The 17,541-nt window shown below is 41.1% G+C and carries 16 protein-coding genes; 1 reads left to right on the top strand and 15 read right to left on the bottom strand.

Annotated features, from left to right (window positions below):
* Positions 1–4: 4 nt before the first annotated feature.
* The 12 genes from QUF94_RS06995 to pruA all read right to left on the bottom strand — a co-directional run bounded on the left by QUF94_RS06995 (position 5) and on the right by pruA (position 13,272).
* A complete protein-coding gene (locus QUF94_RS06995) occupies positions 5–1,228 on the bottom strand; it encodes a Ger(x)C family spore germination protein (RefSeq protein WP_289315220.1) in 1,224 nt (407 codons plus the stop codon).
* Positions 1,218–2,855 carry a spore germination protein gene (locus QUF94_RS06990; RefSeq protein WP_289315219.1) on the bottom strand — a complete coding sequence of 546 codons (1,638 nt, stop codon included), beginning with the start codon at positions 2,853–2,855 and terminating at the stop codon, positions 1,218–1,220. The genes QUF94_RS06995 and QUF94_RS06990 overlap by 11 nt, the downstream gene beginning before the upstream one ends.
* Positions 2,856–3,035: 180 nt before the next feature.
* On the bottom strand, positions 3,036–3,650 hold the full coding sequence (locus tag QUF94_RS06985; RefSeq protein WP_289315218.1) for a DedA family protein: 615 nt from the start codon (positions 3,648–3,650) through the stop codon (positions 3,036–3,038).
* Positions 3,651–3,732: 82 nt separating this feature from the next.
* Positions 3,733–4,383, bottom strand: coding sequence for a phosphatase PAP2 family protein (locus tag QUF94_RS06980; RefSeq protein ID WP_289315217.1), 651 nt, complete (start codon positions 4,381–4,383; stop codon positions 3,733–3,735).
* 985 nt (positions 4,384–5,368) lie between these two features.
* Complete coding sequence (locus QUF94_RS06975) at positions 5,369–6,607, bottom strand: cytochrome P450 (RefSeq protein WP_289318307.1); 1,239 nt, start codon at positions 6,605–6,607, stop codon at positions 5,369–5,371.
* 537 nt (positions 6,608–7,144) lie between these two features.
* Positions 7,145–7,324 carry a DUF4083 domain-containing protein gene (locus QUF94_RS06970; protein ID WP_289315216.1) on the bottom strand — a complete coding sequence of 60 codons (180 nt, stop codon included), beginning with the start codon at positions 7,322–7,324 and terminating at the stop codon, positions 7,145–7,147.
* Between the two features lie 136 nt (positions 7,325–7,460).
* On the bottom strand, positions 7,461–8,138 hold the full coding sequence (locus tag QUF94_RS06965; RefSeq protein ID WP_289315215.1) for a DUF975 family protein: 678 nt from the start codon (positions 8,136–8,138) through the stop codon (positions 7,461–7,463).
* Positions 8,139–8,420: 282 nt separating this feature from the next.
* A complete protein-coding gene (locus QUF94_RS06960; RefSeq protein ID WP_289315214.1) occupies positions 8,421–8,660 on the bottom strand; it encodes a hypothetical protein in 240 nt (79 codons plus the stop codon).
* Between the two features lie 273 nt (positions 8,661–8,933).
* Positions 8,934–9,188 (bottom strand): biotin/lipoyl attachment domain-containing protein, encoded by a 255-nt coding sequence (locus tag QUF94_RS06955; RefSeq protein WP_289315213.1) that lies wholly within the window; start codon positions 9,186–9,188, stop codon positions 8,934–8,936.
* 37 nt (positions 9,189–9,225) lie between these two features.
* The gene (locus QUF94_RS06950; protein WP_289315212.1) at positions 9,226–10,491 is read right to left on the bottom strand and encodes a Glu/Leu/Phe/Val family dehydrogenase; all 1,266 of its coding nucleotides are present in this window, start codon (positions 10,489–10,491) and stop codon (positions 9,226–9,228) included.
* A 22-nt stretch (positions 10,492–10,513) separates the two neighbouring features.
* Complete coding sequence (locus QUF94_RS06945; RefSeq protein ID WP_289315211.1) at positions 10,514–11,707, bottom strand: ornithine--oxo-acid transaminase; 1,194 nt, start codon at positions 11,705–11,707, stop codon at positions 10,514–10,516.
* A gap of 17 nt (positions 11,708–11,724) precedes the next feature.
* Positions 11,725–13,272 (bottom strand): L-glutamate gamma-semialdehyde dehydrogenase, encoded by a 1,548-nt coding sequence (gene pruA / locus QUF94_RS06940; RefSeq protein WP_289315210.1) that lies wholly within the window; start codon positions 13,270–13,272, stop codon positions 11,725–11,727.
* A gap of 382 nt (positions 13,273–13,654) precedes the next feature.
* On the opposite strand from pruA, the gene QUF94_RS06935 reads away from it, so the two are divergent.
* Positions 13,655–15,067, top strand: a complete 1,413-nt coding sequence (locus QUF94_RS06935) for a sigma-54 interaction domain-containing protein (protein WP_289315209.1) — start codon at positions 13,655–13,657, stop codon at positions 15,065–15,067.
* A 380-nt stretch (positions 15,068–15,447) separates the two neighbouring features.
* Here the strand turns inward: QUF94_RS06935 and QUF94_RS06930 are convergent, their stop codons facing one another.
* Genes QUF94_RS06930 through QUF94_RS06920 form a run of 3 tightly spaced genes read right to left on the bottom strand, consistent with a single transcriptional unit; the run spans position 15,448 to position 17,438 of the window.
* Positions 15,448–16,134 (bottom strand): FMN-dependent NADH-azoreductase, encoded by a 687-nt coding sequence (locus tag QUF94_RS06930; protein WP_289315208.1) that lies wholly within the window; start codon positions 16,132–16,134, stop codon positions 15,448–15,450.
* Positions 16,135–16,183: 49 nt separating this feature from the next.
* Positions 16,184–17,029, bottom strand: a complete 846-nt coding sequence (locus QUF94_RS06925) for a VOC family protein (RefSeq protein WP_289315207.1) — start codon at positions 17,027–17,029, stop codon at positions 16,184–16,186.
* Positions 17,030–17,033: 4 nt separating this feature from the next.
* On the bottom strand, positions 17,034–17,438 hold the full coding sequence (locus QUF94_RS06920; protein ID WP_289315206.1) for a DoxX family protein: 405 nt from the start codon (positions 17,436–17,438) through the stop codon (positions 17,034–17,036).
* Between the last annotated feature and the right edge of the window lie 103 nt (positions 17,439–17,541).

The raw sequence follows: 17,541 nt of genomic DNA, 5'->3' as shown, positions 1-17,541 counted from the left end.
TCCATTATTGATCTTTCTTTTTTAAATTCGAAAGATACGGCTTATTACGTAATCCGGTACGGCGAATGAAAGTCTCTACCTGCACGTCTACTTCGAGCTTAGGAAAAGAAACATCGTCCCAGTTTTTTTCGAGTTTCTTCCATTCTTTAGGGTGGTTTTCATGCATAATTTCACCAAAGCCAAAAATATCGGCTTTATTTTTTTGTGCCCGAACGACCGCATCTTCCATCTCCTTCTTCAATTCTTTCGCTAACTTCTTTTCAATATCAATCAGAACATGCGTATCGGTTAGATTCACAGGAACATTCACCTCCCGGATATCTCCTTCTGCACGGACCTTTATCGATATTTTCGGTTTGCCGTTTACCAATTTTGCTCCGACGTTGGTTTTTTGGCGAATAACCGAATAGGTGACTGCGTCTTTTCTACCCTCCCAATCAATGTTTAAATGGGTATTTTCGATCCTATCCAATACCCACATTGACCCTATTGCCATATTGCCATCCAGCCAGTCAATCAATTTTCCATCTTTAAAAACACCTATTCCTGCTGCATTAGGGTTTGCCTCAATATCCGAAGACATGGTATTCTCCATTTTATCTTCTTTACCTGTGTTTCCTTTCACGGTAAAACCACTTATTATCGGTTCTTTCCCGGTACTAAGCAGATTCTTGATCACTTCTTGGAGATTGATGCTAATATTTTTCCCCTGAATTTTTTCAGTGATTTCAATCGTCCTAATGATTTTCTCAGCTGATACCTTATCGATTGCGGTTAACGTTTCGACAATATCCCTTGCTTTCACACCCCGGGCAATCACGATCCTCGTAGTTGCCCTGAATTCCGGTGAGCGCTCAAATGCGTCGAAAATATCGTTGAGGCCCTCTTCTTTTGCTAGTTCCTCACCTATGACAATCAGATTGGCATGGGCAAAATACATATCTCGCGAGATTTTAGTTGAAGTCCTACTATCCAGTTCAAGCACATTGTTTCCGGTGGCCCTATAAATGGATATCGGTGGATTCGTTCCTCCGCCGCCCTGAAGAGCTCCCGCTACATTGCTTGGATTAATGATTTGGAAAGTTCCCACTAACTTTCCTTCTTTATTTCTATCGAGTCCAACCGCCGAGACAATGGCCATTTCGTTTAACTCTGTTTTATCCCAACAGCCGGTGGTGAATGTGGTACAGATCAACATCAAGAAAAGAATTAGCTTTTTACGATTCATTGCCTTCACCTTTTTTCTCGTCAGCAGTTTTCATTCCACGCGATTCAGGAGGCAAGGGTCTTTGATTTTCGCCTTCCCTTATCAGATTATTTTCGTTGGTTAAAAATTTCGGCCTTTCCTTAAAGGCCCACATAGGTCTTCTGAAGAATGTGTCGCCCAACCCTTCCGGATGCAGAGGGGCGAGCGGTGTCATATAAGGAACACCGAATGAACGGAGGCTGCATAAATGGACAATGAGCACGAAAAAGGCCAAAATCATGCCATAAAAACCTAAAGTTCCGGCACAAATGATAAAGCCGAAGCGCACGATACGGGCAGATATGGCTATGGAATAAGAAGGGGTTGCAAAACTGGCAATCGCCGTAATCGAGACGATGATGACCATTGCCGGCGATACGATACCAGCCTGGACAGCCGCCTGCCCGATGACCAATGCTCCGACAATGGACATGGTCGAACCAACGGCCTTTGGCATCCTAAGACTTGCTTCCCTTAATATTTCAAACGTCATTTCCATGAGAAGTGCTTCAATGACGGCCGGCAAAGGAACCGTTTCCCTTTGGGCTGCAACAATGACCAGCAACTTCGTTGGGATCATTTCCTGATGAAAAGTCGTGGCTGCAACATAGACAGCTGGTCCGACTATAGAAATAATGAAAACGATGATCCGTAAAAAACGTGTGGCAGAAGCAATGTCGAAGCGATTATAGTAGTCTTCGACAGATTGAAAAAACTGTACAAATATTGCCGGGGCTACCAAGACGAAAGGCGTTCCATTAACGAATATCGCCACTCTTCCTTCCAGAAGATTTCCTGCGACCATATCCGGTCTTTCTGTATGGTTAAGGGTTGGGAAAGGGGTCATGACCTGGTCTTCTATCAATTGTTCAATATATCCTGATTCAAGAATGCTATCGATGTTTATTCGTTTTAAGCGCTTCTTGACCTCTTCGACGATCCCCTCTTTGGCAATCCCATTTATATACATGATGGAAACATCCGTTTTTGTCACCGTGCCTATTTTCATCGACTCTATCCATAAATCCGGGGTATTGATGATGCGGCGTAACATGGCGATGTTCGTTCCATTCGATTCCGTAAACCCTTCTCTTGATCCCCGGACAGTCAAATGCGTACTTGGTTCCTGAATCGAGCGCCGTTCCCCCCCTTTTGTACTGGCAACCAGGGCTGTGTTTAAACCATCAACAAAAATGATGCTGTCCCCTGATAATAAGGATAAAAATAGTTTTTCCCAGTCCGTGACCGTTTCTACACCACCGAGGGAAACCACGTCCTCAGAGATTACATCCAACGCTTCTTGTGGAAGTATTTTTTCTGATAGATGAGGATTTTTCATGATTGATTCAATTAAAAAGTCCGTAACGCTTGGATTATCAATCAGACCCTGCACATACAAAATAGTCGTTTTTATCTCCGGATTTTTACCGATTTTCAGCGTTCGGATAATAATGTCCGGACTGTTTCCCGTCTTTTTTTTCACGATTTCCAGATTGGCCGAAATGGAGCTTTCAATATACTCAGGCGTTTTGCTTTTGGATTGACCTGCATCTTCCTTTTTCTTTTCACGTTGCTTCATTTGTCTTTTTTGTTTGAAAAAAGAAGCCATAGCACCGAACCTCATTCCTTTTTCGTTTCACTCATTTTGTCCAAAACACTCCCCCTTTATTCTGGGTTCAGCCTTCTTCCTCACATAAGAAAAAGGCTGTCGCAATGACAGCCTCTCGCGGTTATATTCGGTTATGTAATGCAAGTGACGATTCGAACTGCCCAATCAACTAAACTGAGATTATTTCACTTTACCTTTATTCCTTCTGAAAATCAAAACAACGAAAAGAATGAATAGCAAAGCCAATATCGCATAAACGATATTTGAATAAATGTCCATATATCCTACAATATCTTCCCACGAAGATCCAACAGCTGCCCCGATATTCACTAAAATGATGTTCCAAATTAACGTACCGGATGTTGTGTAAAGCAAAAAGAGCCAAAAGCTCATATGGGACATGCCTGCTGGAATCGAGATCAAGCTTCTGATCAGTGGAACCAGTCTACAGAAAAACACGGTCCATGCCCCATACTTGTCAAACCATGAATTCGCCTTATGGACGTCCGATACCGTTAACCGAAGAATATGGCCCCATCTTTCCACGAACTTTTCAATGACCTTAACATCAAGAAGCAAACCAATTCCATAAAGGACGACTGCCCCTGCCACTGACCCTATAGTCGATGCGATCACGACGCCCATAATCGTCATATTCGCTGTTGTCGTCATGAAGCCGCCAAAAGTAAGAATGACCTCTGACGGGATCGGCGGGAAAATATTTTCCAATGCTATTAATAGAAAGATTCCCATATACCCAAAATCATTCATGAATTCCGTAATCCAGTTTTCCATTTATTACGCTCCTAACTGATTTGAATCAATAGCTGACTTGTTACCCGCCGGCTGCTTATCTTGCAATAATCTTGATCCTTTATTAAATATCTTTTTTCTTCCGCCGTTCTTGATACCTTTGGAAAAACCAAATGGAAATCGCAATCCAAAAACCACCCGCCAAATATCCCGCAATGATATCACTAGGATAATGGACTCCCAAGTATATTCGACTTATACCAATCGATAGGATCATCATCATACTGAACAGAATCAATAGGTTCCTCGCCCACTTAGCCGTGATGTGACGCCATAGCAGAAATGTGAGAATACCGTATAATGAGAATGCATTCATGGCATGTCCACTAGGGAAACTGTACCCCCCTATTTCGATGAGCCGATGTAAATCGGGCCGGGCGCGTTGAAAGAAAAGCTTAACCATCAAATTGAGAAGAGGTGAACCAACCATGACGGCACTGAATAAGATTAGCTCCAAACGATGCTTCAAAACCTTATATAAGAAAAACAAAATCATCAAAGAGAGGATGATCAAGGACCAAGTTGAACCTATGTAGGTAAAGAACTTCATGATACCCGTCAGTAAGGGGGACTCCCATCCCTGCACTAAGGAAATCACCTTTTCATCAAATTTCAGGTATTCATTTGCACTAATGGTAAATGCCATGAAACTGAACCCAATTAAAGAAAGTACACTTACTATAAAAGCAATGGTTAATTGTTGCTTTAATTTCATAATAACATCCTTTCACTTTTGAAAACCGTTTCATCTGGAAATTTCTATTTTATCATATCTTCTTCATTGCAGAATGAATGTATTTGCTTCATTGCCCACAACCCATCCAGTGTTTATGATCATGCACATGCTCAAATCTTCTACTTTTTCATACTACTCTATTCGTCATTGTCACCTCAACTTCAGGTTACTTTAGTGTCATTCACTTGAATCGTTACATCTTCAGTATTCGTTTCTCAGGGACTCACTTATGATCGATTATCGTTCAATCAAAATATACATATTTTGTATTAATGCTGCAGATGGTTTTATCCGTATTGGATAAAACCACAATAAATTATAAAAATGGTGATTAAAAAGTAATGGTATTAAAATCGCTGTTAGTATTGATTGCTGTTGTAGGCATCACGATGAGTGCTTACACATACTTCAACCCGAATGATATATTTCCTCAGACTTTATTTTTGATCTTACCAGTTATTTTATTGCTATTACTAATGATATTGAAACTCCAAAGACCAAGAAGTAAATAAAACCACAAAATGTAATTATCACTCTCCTAGATTTTCTAGGGACTTAATGGTCTTTTCAAGTCTCTATTAAGTTACTTTTCTGGAAAAATGCATATTTAACATGAGTCTAGGTAGTTGCAGCTACTTAGGCTCTTCTTATATTGTGCAAGCAAAAATATATGATTTTGATGAAAGGTGAAAAACCAGTTTCCCGAAAAAACTTTTTTCAAAAATTCAACTCCCTATAAGGAAATCACCTGACAATTATGATTAGGGTGAGTTTTATGGGATTATCTAAAACCGTTATGTATTCATATTGTGCAAAGAATTGGGATAGGGAGACTATGACACGGTAGTACGAAAAGAATACGATTGAACATCAAAAAGTACCCTTTTGGATCACCACTATTTCAAGTGTCTAATCTAAAACGAAAAAACCTTATGCAGGTTAGTGCACAAGGTTTTTCGTTTTTTTATAGTGTACGGCATGCCTTAAGCGGTAGTGATGTCAAAGTTTGCCCGGTCGCTGAATCGGTAAGATTCTCTTCTAACTGGAACGATGGCACGGCTTCAATATGCTTGAATTTCTTCAGGAATGTAGTAAGCGCAATCTTTGCTTCCAGTCTGGCTAGCGGAGCTCCGAGGCAGAAATGAGGACCATTTCCGAAGGTTAGATGTTTCTTATTATTTGGGCGGTGGATATTAAGGGTGAAGGCGTCTTCAAACATCTCTTCATCCAAATTAGCTGCGCTCATCCAAACAACCACGTTTTCCCCTTCTTTCAATTTCACTCCCAATAGATCGTTATCCTCCTTTACGGTGCGATCTAATTTAATGAGATTGAAACGGTAACGGAGCATTTCTTCGACCGCCTGCGGAACCAAATCCAGGTTTTCATGTAACTCTTGATAAACTTCCTTGTCATCATATAGCAGGGAATAAAAGCTATTGGCCAGTAAATGACTTGTTGTCTCGACACCTGCTCCTAAAATCAGCATGGTCGTGCGGACAACCTCATCATCCGTAAACATCTCCCCATCCACTTCCGCCTTCAAAAGATCCGAGATGATATCATCTGCCGGGTTCAATCGTTTTTGCACTACAATCGGATACAAATACTGATAGTATTCCTTTGCTGCCACTTGCTTCAATTCATTTACTTCTTCTTGTTTTTCTTTATCAAAAGGAAGGAATAAGATATCCACCCATTTCTTAAACAATAAACGATCTTTCGAAGGAACGCCCATCAAATCTGACATGACAATGATGGGAAGCGGACTCGCCAATGATTGCACAATATCGATTTCCGTTTCCTCATCCATTTCTCCGATCAATTCATCCGCTATTTCCTGAATGCGAGGTTCCCAGTTTTGAAGACTTCTAGGTGTGAATGCTGCGGCCAGCAGTGAACGGCGTTTTCTATGCTCCGGTGGATCCGCTTCAGTGATTTTGATCTTATCAGGCACTGAACCTTCATCACTATCCGTTCCAACCGATATGGTAGTACGTTTCCGGACACTCGAAAAATGTTTATAATCACTGAGAACACGCTTAACATCTTCATATTTAAAAACATTCCACGTATCCGTTCCCTCGTGATAACTCACAGGGTCATTTTCTAACATCCGTTTACACCAAGCGTATGGACTAAATTCCTCCGTACGTGTTTTAAACCTAGTAAATTCTTTTATTGCTATAACTTCTTTCATGATACCGACTCCTCCCACTTCTCAAAGATACCTAACAAAAGGATCGAATGTTCAGCATTCCCATCTCAGTCGATTTGTTGTAGGGTCGAGCATTCCTGATAGACTTTTTCACCAAATCCTTAAATACACATCTATTCCATTATAGGGTAAAATCCCGCAACAAACCATGCATCTTCCATACCAGCAGCCTTACATGAAATTTGCCCCACAATCCCAACAACCCTATGTAAAACTGCTTATTTTTTACAATTCCCTTTCTTTTTCTATTTTTTTATGTCTCTCAATCGATGCTTAAAATCCAATCCTCTTTTTCAAATTCGGAGACAGTGCTTTTCACTAAGTTATTTCAGTATAGATAATTTAATAATTTCCGGAGTTTGTAAAAATTGAAGGGACTGCTTTGATGTGGCTTGGCAGACAGTCGACGGAAAGGGAGCGGATTTCTGAAATCAGCTGGAACGTTTTCAAATAAAAAAACTGCAGGCAAACCCGCTTTTCTTTGAGTTTGTCTACAGTCTGAATGGCTGCACAATGCAGCCGTCAATTTTTGCCCTTTTTAATCAGTTCATGTAAATCATCCATTTTCTTTTCCATGATATCCATTCTGGTTTTACGATGCTTGACGGAACGGAAAAGGGATACGGTCCCAACAATGATCAGAATTAAAAATACAAGGCAAAACAATTGGTATATCAGATCCGCAATATTAAAACCACTCACTATGTAATCCCCCTAAATGGCATTCTCAGTATTCTATTATACACCAGGAAAAATGAACATTTTAACCTTTTTAAGAGGAATCGAGAATTAACGGCATAATTGAAAAACCGATAGCCAATTGCTATCGGTTGATCATTTATACCTCTATTTGTTGATCGTCAAAATCTTCTTGAGGCACGATTAATTCATTATAGAATGCAGCCACCGTTGTTCCTGCATAAGGAATCAACCATAGTAAACCAATTCCCAGCGTGAACATGCAAAGGATGCCCCACCCTATGAAGCTTAGGTGCATAAGGAAATACTTCCATTTCAAGCCCTTCATTCTTTTTCTGCTTTCTGTAATGGCTTCAAGCACAGTGTATTCTGGATGATCCTTCAATAAGAAAAACTGCTGCGAATAGGCGATGCTTTTAATGATACCCGGAATGATTAATAATAATGACCATAAAAAAATGAAAATACCTTGTAAAATGGATGCCCCAATAAGCTTGAAAGAGGTTCTTCCATCTTTATAGATTGCGAATACTTCTGGAATATCAGGGTTTCCTTCCCTAACCAAATTCAGGTAGAACCAAGTGATTGAAATGGTGAGCGGGATTAAGGCGATGGACAGGACCGTACTGAAGATATCAGACCATACCGGTGTTTCTTCCTGCATGAACCATTGTGAAAACCCACCGCTTCCAATCACTTCGACAATTAAAGGTAAAATGAGATTTATTAAGAACAAGAGCAACATAAGCGATACAGCTGTTCCCCATTTACCTCCCAACGAATGCAGGGCTTTCCTTTTTAATTCTGAGATTCTCATATTTTATTTAACTCCCCTTTTTTAAACAGTGGAATTCTGAATATTCACCATTTTATTGCATATTTGGTTGAATTAAGAAAAACCACTATTTATTTGATGTTTAGATTCCAAGTTGTATTTTAACATAATATTTCGAGCTATGGGCTTAATTTCCTAGAAAGCACGACAAGCGGTTGAATCGGTTTCGGGCAATCACGATCACCTCCCATCTGGGCAATTAAATGATCCTTGGCTTGTTTGTATCCCATAACAGTTTATGAAAGCGAATATGACAATATGCCATTAATCACTTTCAGTGCCACGAACCCAACAATTCCTTCCAAAAACTTCGCTGAACCATGGCTTGTTAAGAATACCGTCAGCGAAGGCGCTTTTATTTTTCACTATTGTTATTCTAGTTCCATTTTCCTTCTCCCCAATAAGACTTTGTGCGCCATTTACTCTCAAGTAGATTCCAAGGCTCCCTTGCAAGAAAAGAGTAAAAAGTTTCTCACTATAGAAAGTTCCTTTCATCCGTTCCAAGATAGTGAAAGGGACGAAAAGGAAATCTCCCCCTTTTCGTCCCCTATTATTTTTACTTAGTTTTCCCCCTTTCTTACTGATGAACCAAAGAACCGCCCATATAAGTTCCTTCCACCTGAACCCTATCGATTTCCTCCGGTCCGATCGAAAAATATCTTTTTCAAAATTTTCCCTGACTTACCCTTAAAGATCCGATTGCGCTTTAAAACAACAAAAAAAGAGCATCCCAAAAGCCGAATAGTTTCCGCCTTTGGAACACCCTTTTTCCTATAATCAATCAGAGCCAGTTATAATAAAATCGTCTTGGAGCAAAGCTAAAGGTAGCTTTCTGTTTATAGGATCCCCTGCCGTGACATTGATTTCAGTAATGTGACCACTGGCACCTATTGAAACATCAATCAATTTCCCATCCTCCGTTTTCACTAAAAAGAGCCTCTCCCATTCATAAACATAGGAATTCTTTTGAACGTAAACTTGTTCGATGGTCCCATCATGTACACACTCGATGGTATGAATCGGTTTTAACACGGAATCACTCCTCCACTCTCCATTATTAGACTAAAGCTTAAACCCAGCCACGGAATATCGAGGCTTCTGCCATTTTTCTGACACCCACCATATATGCCGCCAGCCTCATATTCACTTTTCTAGTCTCGGACATTTCATATATTTGATTAAATGAGTTGACCAATAACGCTTTTAATTTGGTTTGGACCTCTTCATCTTCCCAATAATAACCTTGATTATTTTGAACCCATTCAAAGTAAGAAACAGTCACACCGCCTGAACTTGCCAATACATCGGGTACAAGAAGCACATTCCGTTCCGTCAAGATCTTGGTTGCCTCTAAAGTGGTAGGTCCATTCGCTGCCTCCACGACAATTTGGGCCTTGATAAGATGTGCATTATCTTTGGTGATTTGGTTGGAGATGGCAGCAGGCACTAAAATATCACAATCTTGTTCCAAAAGTTCTTGATTGGTGATTTTGTTTTCGAATAGTGTCGTTACCGTTCCAAAGCTATCCCTTTGATCAAGTAAGTAATCGATATCCAGACCATCCGGATTATATATTGCACCATATGCGTCCGAGATGCCAATCACTTTCGCACCTGCATCATGCATGAATTTGGCTAAAAAGCTTCCTGCATTCCCAAACCCTTGGACGATGATGCGTGCACCTTTCAATTCTATGCCCTTACGCTTTGCCGCTTCTTCGATACAGATGGTGACACCTTGTGCAGTCGCCTTTTCCCTACCGTGTGAACCGCCCAGTACCAGTGGCTTACCTGTAATGAAACCTGGAGAATCGTGTTCTCTTATTCTACTGTATTCGTCCATCATCCATGCCATGATTTGTGAATTCGTATAAACATCCGGTGCCGGAATATCTTTAGTCGGCCCAACTATTTGGCTGATCGCCCGAACATACCCGCGGCTAAGTCTTTCCAATTCACCAATGGACATTTGGCGCGGATCACAGATGATGCCGCCTTTTCCTCCGCCATATGGCAGATTCACAATTCCGCATTTCAAACTCATCCACATTGACAGTGCCTTGACTTCTTCCTCATCTACTTCAGGATGAAAACGGATCCCACCTTTTGTCGGACCAACGGCATCGTTGTGCTGGGCACGGTACCCAGTGAATATCTTCGTCGTATTATCATCCATCTTAATTGGAATACGGACGGTCAGCATACGAAGAGGTTCCTTCAAAAGCTCGAATACTTCTTCAGAATATCCAAGCTTATCCAGCGCCTCCTTGATTACGACCTGTGTTGATTCAAGCAAGCTGGCAGTTTCTTTTTCTTCTTTGATCGTTGTACTCAATGGAATTCACCTCATAGGGATATTAGGATAAAACTCTTTTAATGCGTTCGATTGCCCAATCCAATTCTTCTTTTGTAATCACTAACGGCGGAGCAAAACGGATGACTGTATCATGTGTTTCTTTACATAGCAGTTTTTCTTCTTTAAGTTGCTCACAATAAGGTCTTGCAGCTTCTGTCAATTCAACCCCGATGAATAGACCTCTACCACGGATTTCTTTAATCATCGGATTCTTGATTTCTTTTAAACTATCCATGAAATATTGTCCAAGCTCCAATGAACGTTCCGCAAGCTTCTCATCTTCAAGGACTTCCAATGAAGCGATGGAAACCGCACATGCCAATGGATTGCCGCCGAATGTGGAACCATGTGAACCAGGATTGAATACGCCAAGGATTTCACGGTTTGCAGCTACGCAAGAGATTGGGAAAACCCCGCCGCCAAGCGCCTTGCCTAAAATGTACATATCCGGAACTACTCCATCCCAGTCAGAGGCGAACATTTTTCCTGAACGTCCAAGTCCTGATTGAATTTCATCAGAAACGAATAGGACATTATTTTCTTTACACAGTTCGTAAGCTTCTTTTAAGAATCCTTGTGGCGGTATGATGATTCCCGCTTCACCTTGAATCGGTTCGATTAAAAATCCAGCCGTTTGCGGTGTAATCGCTGCTTTCAATGCATCAAGATCACCATAAGGGATAAGCTTGATCCCTGGTAACATCGGTCCAAAGCCCCTTCTATATTCATCATCGGATGACAATGAAACGGCTGCCATCGTACGGCCATGGAAATTCCCGATACAAGCAATGATTTCAGCTTGGTTTTCTGCAATTCCTTTAACATCATAACCCCAGCGCCTAACAGCTTTGATTGCTGTTTCAACGGCTTCAGCACCTGTATTCATAGGCAGCGCCATGTCTTTTTGCGTAATGCGGGACACCATTTCATACCACGGGCCTAATTTATCACTATGGAATGCACGGGACGTCAATGTCACGCGATCTGCTTGTTTTTTTAATTCGTCGATGATTTTCGGATGCCTGTGGCCTTGGTTCACTGCTGAATAGGCACTTAGCATATCCATATATTTGTTTCCTTCAGGATCTTCCACCCAAACTCCTTCTGCCTTCGAAATGACGATTGGAAGTGGATTATAATTGTTTGCACCATATTGTTCTGTTTGCTCGATTAATTTTTCCGTTACTGTTGTCATGTTGATTCCCCCTCAAATTATAGCGTTTCAGATGTTGTTTTTCCTTGAAGATGCAGAACTAAGTAATCAGGACCGCCCGCTTTTGAATCTGTACCTGACATATTGAATCCGCCAAATGGCTGGTATCCTACAATGGCACCAGTACAGCCACGATTGAAGTACAAGTTACCTACGTGGAAATCCTCACGCGCCTGTTCGATATGTTCAATATTGTTCGAGATGACCGCACCTGTTAATCCATAATCCGTGTTATTGGCGATTTCGATAGCATGATTGAAATCTTTCGCCTTACAGAACGCTACCACTGGTCCGAAAATCTCTTCTTTCATGACTCGTGCATTCTCATCCACATCAGCAATGATGGTTGGCTGGATGAAGAAACCTTTTGAATTGTCTCCTTCTCCACCTGCAACAAGTTTCCCTTCTTGTTTACCGATTTCAACGTAGCTCATGACTTTGTCGAAAGCGGCTTGATCGATAACCGGACCCATGAAGTTGTTTACATCGGTTGGTTCCCCGACCGTTTTTTCTTTCGTTAATTCAATGACACGATTCAAGACTTGGTCATATACATCTTCCACGATGACGGTACGTGAACAAGCAGAACATTTTTGACCAGAGAATCCGAATGCAGAAGCGACGATTGATTGTGCTGCCAATTCCAAATCAGCCTCTTTATCAACAACGATCGTGTCTTTTCCACCCATTTCAGCGATGACACGTTTCAACCAAATTTGGCCTTCATGAACTTTAGACGCACGCTCATAAATACGGATTCCAACATCACGAGATCCGGTAAAGCTGATGAAACGTGTGCGAGGATGATCTACCAAATAATCACCAACTTCAGCACCGCTTCCTGGAATGAAGTTCACTACTCCTGCCGGTAAGCCCGCTTCTTCCAATACTTCAATGAATTTTGCTGCAATGACCGGTGTTGTACTGGCCGGTTTCAATAAGACGGTATTACCTGAAACAAGGGCTGCTGTCGTCATGCCTGCCATGATCGCAAATGGGAAATTCCAAGGTGAGATGATAACACCGACACCAAGTGGAACATAACTGAAGGCATTGTGTTCAATCGGACGGCTTTCCACTGGCATGCCGTCTTTAAGCTTCAGCATTTGGCGTGCATAGTATTCCATGAAGTCGATCGCTTCCGCTGTATCTGCATCCGCTTCATTCCAAGGCTTTCCTGCTTCTTTAACCAATATAGCAGAGAAATAGTGTTTTCTTCTCCGAACGATGGCTGCAGCCCTGAATAAAATATTTGCACGCACTTCCGCTTTCGTTTTTCTCCAAGTTTGGAATGTCTTATCTGCCGCTTGCATGGCTTGCTCAGCAAGGTCCTTATTTGCTTTGGACACAGTTCCAATTACTTCTTCTTTATTTGCTGGGTTTACAGAGGTAATGACTTCATCAGTAAACACTTTTTCACCATTAATGACTAGCGGATATTGCTTCCCTAAATCATTAGCTACATCATTCAATGCCGCTTGAAAAGCTTTATTGTTTTCTTCGATTTTAAAATTAGTAAATGGTTCGTGTTTATATGGTTGGACCATTATGGCTCATCTCCCTAAAGTTTATGTTTTTATTTCTCACTTATTTAATAAGCAAGTTCCGTGCCAACTTTTCATTTTTTCGTAAAAATATTGTTTTTTTATGAAATATGCAATGAAATTCAGCACTTTCGGGGCAAAATTGACATAGTATGCCATTATTTTTTGCTCTAATCCCTGTTTTTGTCGCTTAAACTTTACACTTTTTATTAATGCAAGATTCATGCCAACTCATAAAACCATAAAAAACAGTGTTTTTACACTTTTTCCGCAAAATATTTTTGCACCTGGATGCAAAATATCCTTGCTGTGCAAATTTTATTTGCACCTTTTCTTCAATTCCACTACAATAGCTCTAAGAAATGAATAAAAACGGGAGGCATTCATGCATTTAGATCAAATCATTAAAATAGAAGGTTTCCAAACCATCCTCTATTCGCTTGTGGATGTAATCGATATTGGGATACATATAATCGATATAAAGGGTCGAACCATCGTTTATAACAAGAAAATGGCTGAAATTGAAGGAATGGAATCAGATGAGGTATTAGGGAAAAAGATTCACGATATCTTTAAATTCAAGGAAGAAACGGAGAGTACATTAATCCGGGCGCTTCATTCAGGTAAGGCTACCGAGAACTCGAAGCAGACATACTTCAATAATCTTGGACAGGAAATTACAACAATCAATAATACGTTTCCGATTTTGGATCCGAACCAAACGATCATCGGAGCAATTGAAGTGGCAAAGGATATAACGAATCTCGAAAGAATCATTAAAGACAATATCTTAAATAAGGGCGATACCAAATATACGTTTGACAGCATCATCGGAACCAGTGAGAACTTCCTGGACGTCATAGAAAAGAGCAAGCGCTCGACCAGGACCACATCCTCCATCCTCATCGTCGGGGAGACGGGAACCGGAAAAGAACTCTTCGCCCAAAGTATCCATAATGGCAGCAGCCGTTCGACACATCCTTTCATCAGCCAAAACTGTGCTGCCCTGCCAGATAGTTTAATTGAAGGAATACTCTTTGGCACAAAGAAAGGGGCCTTCACCGGATCGATCGAAAGGCCTGGATTATTCGAACAGGCACAGGGCGGAACCATCCTTCTTGATGAAATCAATTCGTTAAATCCGAATTTGCAAGCGAAATTATTAAGGGCCCTTCAAGAAAGGACGATTCGTCGTGTTGGGGATACAAAAGATAAAAAAATTGACGTTCGGGTCATTGCAACGATAAATGAGGATCCAATAGATGCCATTTCAAATGATCATTTACGAAAGGATTTATACTATCGATTAAGTGTCGTTTCGTTATTCATACCTCCTCTTCGTGAGCGGAAAGAGGATATCCCTTTGCTGGCTCAATCCTTCATCGAGAAATTCAATGCGCTGTTCGAATTGAATATTGAAGGGATCAGCGAAGAGGTTTACTCACTATTTTATGATTACGACTGGCCCGGGAACGTAAGGGAACTTGAACATATCATTGAAGGGGCCATGAATTTACTGGAACCTGGCGATACCAAGATTGCCATCAATCACCTTCCTACCCTATTTAGAAAGAAAGCCCATTTTGAAGACATTCATCCCGATAAAAAAGATGTCCAAACGAATGGAGATTTACAGGAGTCGACATTATCTCTTGATGATTATATCGCCAATACTGAAAAGCAATACTTGGAGAAGGTATTAAAGGAACATGGCATGAACATCTCTAAAGCAGCTAAAGCCCTGAATATCAGCCGCCAAAGTCTTCAATACCGTTTGAAAAAGTATCAGGACAAATAACGTCTTTCCTGCACAAAGAAGGCCCCCATTGATATATGAGGGCCTTTTGTTTATCGACAAAAGGGAGTTTGGAATGGTCACATCCTGAACCGTGATTTTAATAAATGATTTAATTCTGCTTTATGGAATCCTCACTGGATTGAAGAATTTTGCGACACTCCTGGCCGAATAACTGGCTAGCCGAGACCCCACAGACGCTTGCTTTGATGCGGCTTGGCAGACATTCGGCGGAAAGGGAGCCGATTTCTGAAATCAACTGAAACGTTATTCAAATAAAAAAACTGCAGGCAAACTCGCTTTTCTTCAAGTTTGTCTACAGTCTGAAGGCCCCCATTCATAGTGAGGGCCTTCCTTTACCTGCTAGTCTTTTCACTTCGCAATCAGAATGTTTCAGCAGCTTTTGCAACGTTTTCCAAACCATCCGCGATGATTTTCTGTGTCCGATCCGGATACTGATTATGTCCTTCAATGACCACTGCCTCCGGATTGTTGATCCCCCACAGGCTAATGATATTTTTAACTAAATTCACAGCCATTTCAGCAGAAGCCATTCCTTCCAACGCATAATCCGAACCGCGGGCATTCAATAGCATGACCTTTTTATCGCCAGCATACCCAACCGGCCCCTCCGCCGTATAATTGAACATAATACCTGCTTGTGACAAATAGGAAAGGTATGTGATCAGCGGTGCAGGAACCGTTGCGTTCCATAGAGGGAATGCGAATACAACTTTATCCATGGCTAGGAATTGATTTAAATATTGGTCAACCAGTTTTGCCGCTTTTTCCTCTTCAGCTGTCAGTTCAAGACCCTGGTTGCGTTTATACAAACCAGTAATGGCTGTATTCCCATAGTAAGGAAGTTCTTCTTTAAATAAATCCAACTCGATCACTTCATCTGTACGGTGGGTCTCTTTATATGTTTCTAAGAATGTGTCATACATTTTCGAGCTGATTGCCTGATCTGCAGGGCGATCGTTCACTTTTACGAATAATACTTTTGTCATTTCCCCATTCTCCTCTGTTGCCGTTTCTCTTTTCCCAAATAATCTGTTTAAGAATCCCATTTTTCCTCACCATTGCTTTCTACTTTAATTCCATTACAATAAGCCCTTTTTAGACGACTAAATGAATCTCATTGCCTGATGGATCTGTTACGACATAAAACTCTTCTTTTTCCGTAACGACAGCTCCTATTCCTTTCAGTCGTTCCATCACTTTATCTCTCGCTTCATCATTTGCAAAAACGAGGGTATACCAGTTTAGTCCCACACTATTTTCCTTAGGAGCTGGGGCGCCAACACCATTCCAAATGTTCAATCCGATGTGATGATGATATCCCCCGGTGGAAGTAAAGAGTGCTCCTGCGTATCGATTCACAACAGTAAACCCAAGACCTTGCATGTAAAACTCTTCCGTGTTACGTAAATCTGACACATGCAAATGTATATGTCCCATTAAGGTACCTGCAGGCATTACGCTCCACTCGCCATTACTTTCTTCCAGAAGGTCATTCCCATCCAACGGATCCGTGCCCATCGCGACCTCCCCATTGGCCCACTTCCAATCAGTCGATGGCCGGTCAGAGTAAACTTCAATGCCATTGCCATCAGGATCGGTAATGTACAGGGCTTCACTCACTTCATGATCCGCCGCTCCAAATGGATATTTCGTTTGAAGTAAATGTCGTAAGAAAATTGATAAGTCGGCACGGGTCGGCAGTAAAAGGGCAAAGTGATATAAGCCCGTCGTCCGCCCTTCTTTCGGAATCACATCAGCAGGCTGTTCAAGTGTAAGCAACGGGGTTTTTCCGTCAGTCGTTAAAACAGCTTGCCTTTCATTTTTCTTCAATACTTGAAGGCCGATGATATCTTGATAAAACGTGATGGCTTTATCTAAATCCAAAACATTTATACTGACTTCGCCAACAAAAGTAACTGGTTTTTGATGAAAATTCTTCATAATGTCACTTCCCTTTTTTATTGAAAATCATGTTATCCAAAGAGAGGGCTATGCGGTTTGTACACGCTAGATAGACAGACATGGCTAGTAGTGCCAAGTCCAGTTCGTAGCCCGCCGCTTGCCCGTTTCCAAGAAAACCAGCAGATAATTTAGCCGTAAAAATCGCCCCCGCCATAATGACCGCAAACAGGACGGAAACGATTCGTGTTCCCAAACCAAGTATAACCGCAAGTCCTCCGATTAATTCGATACCCGCAACGATATAAGCCATGAACCCAGGAATACCAAGGCTATCAAAAAATCCCGCCGTGTTTCCTATGCCCCCTTGAAACTTTGAAATGCCGTGAATGAAAAAGGTAAGACCTAAAATCACCCTTAAAAAAACTTGACCTGCTTCATTTTTATTCATGTATGAACTCTCCTTTTTTTATCGGTTACTTTATGTAAGTAATTATATTTAAATAAGTTTATAATGTCAAGTAAGTTTAAAAAGAAACGAATTGCCGAAGCAA

It is taken from the genome of Peribacillus sp. NJ4, assembly GCF_030348345.1.
In the GTDB taxonomy this organism is placed as follows: Bacteria; Bacillota; Bacilli; order Bacillales; family DSM-1321; genus Peribacillus.
The sequence above is the reverse complement of the archived record's forward strand: the minus strand, read 5'-3'. Positions and strand labels throughout refer to the sequence as shown.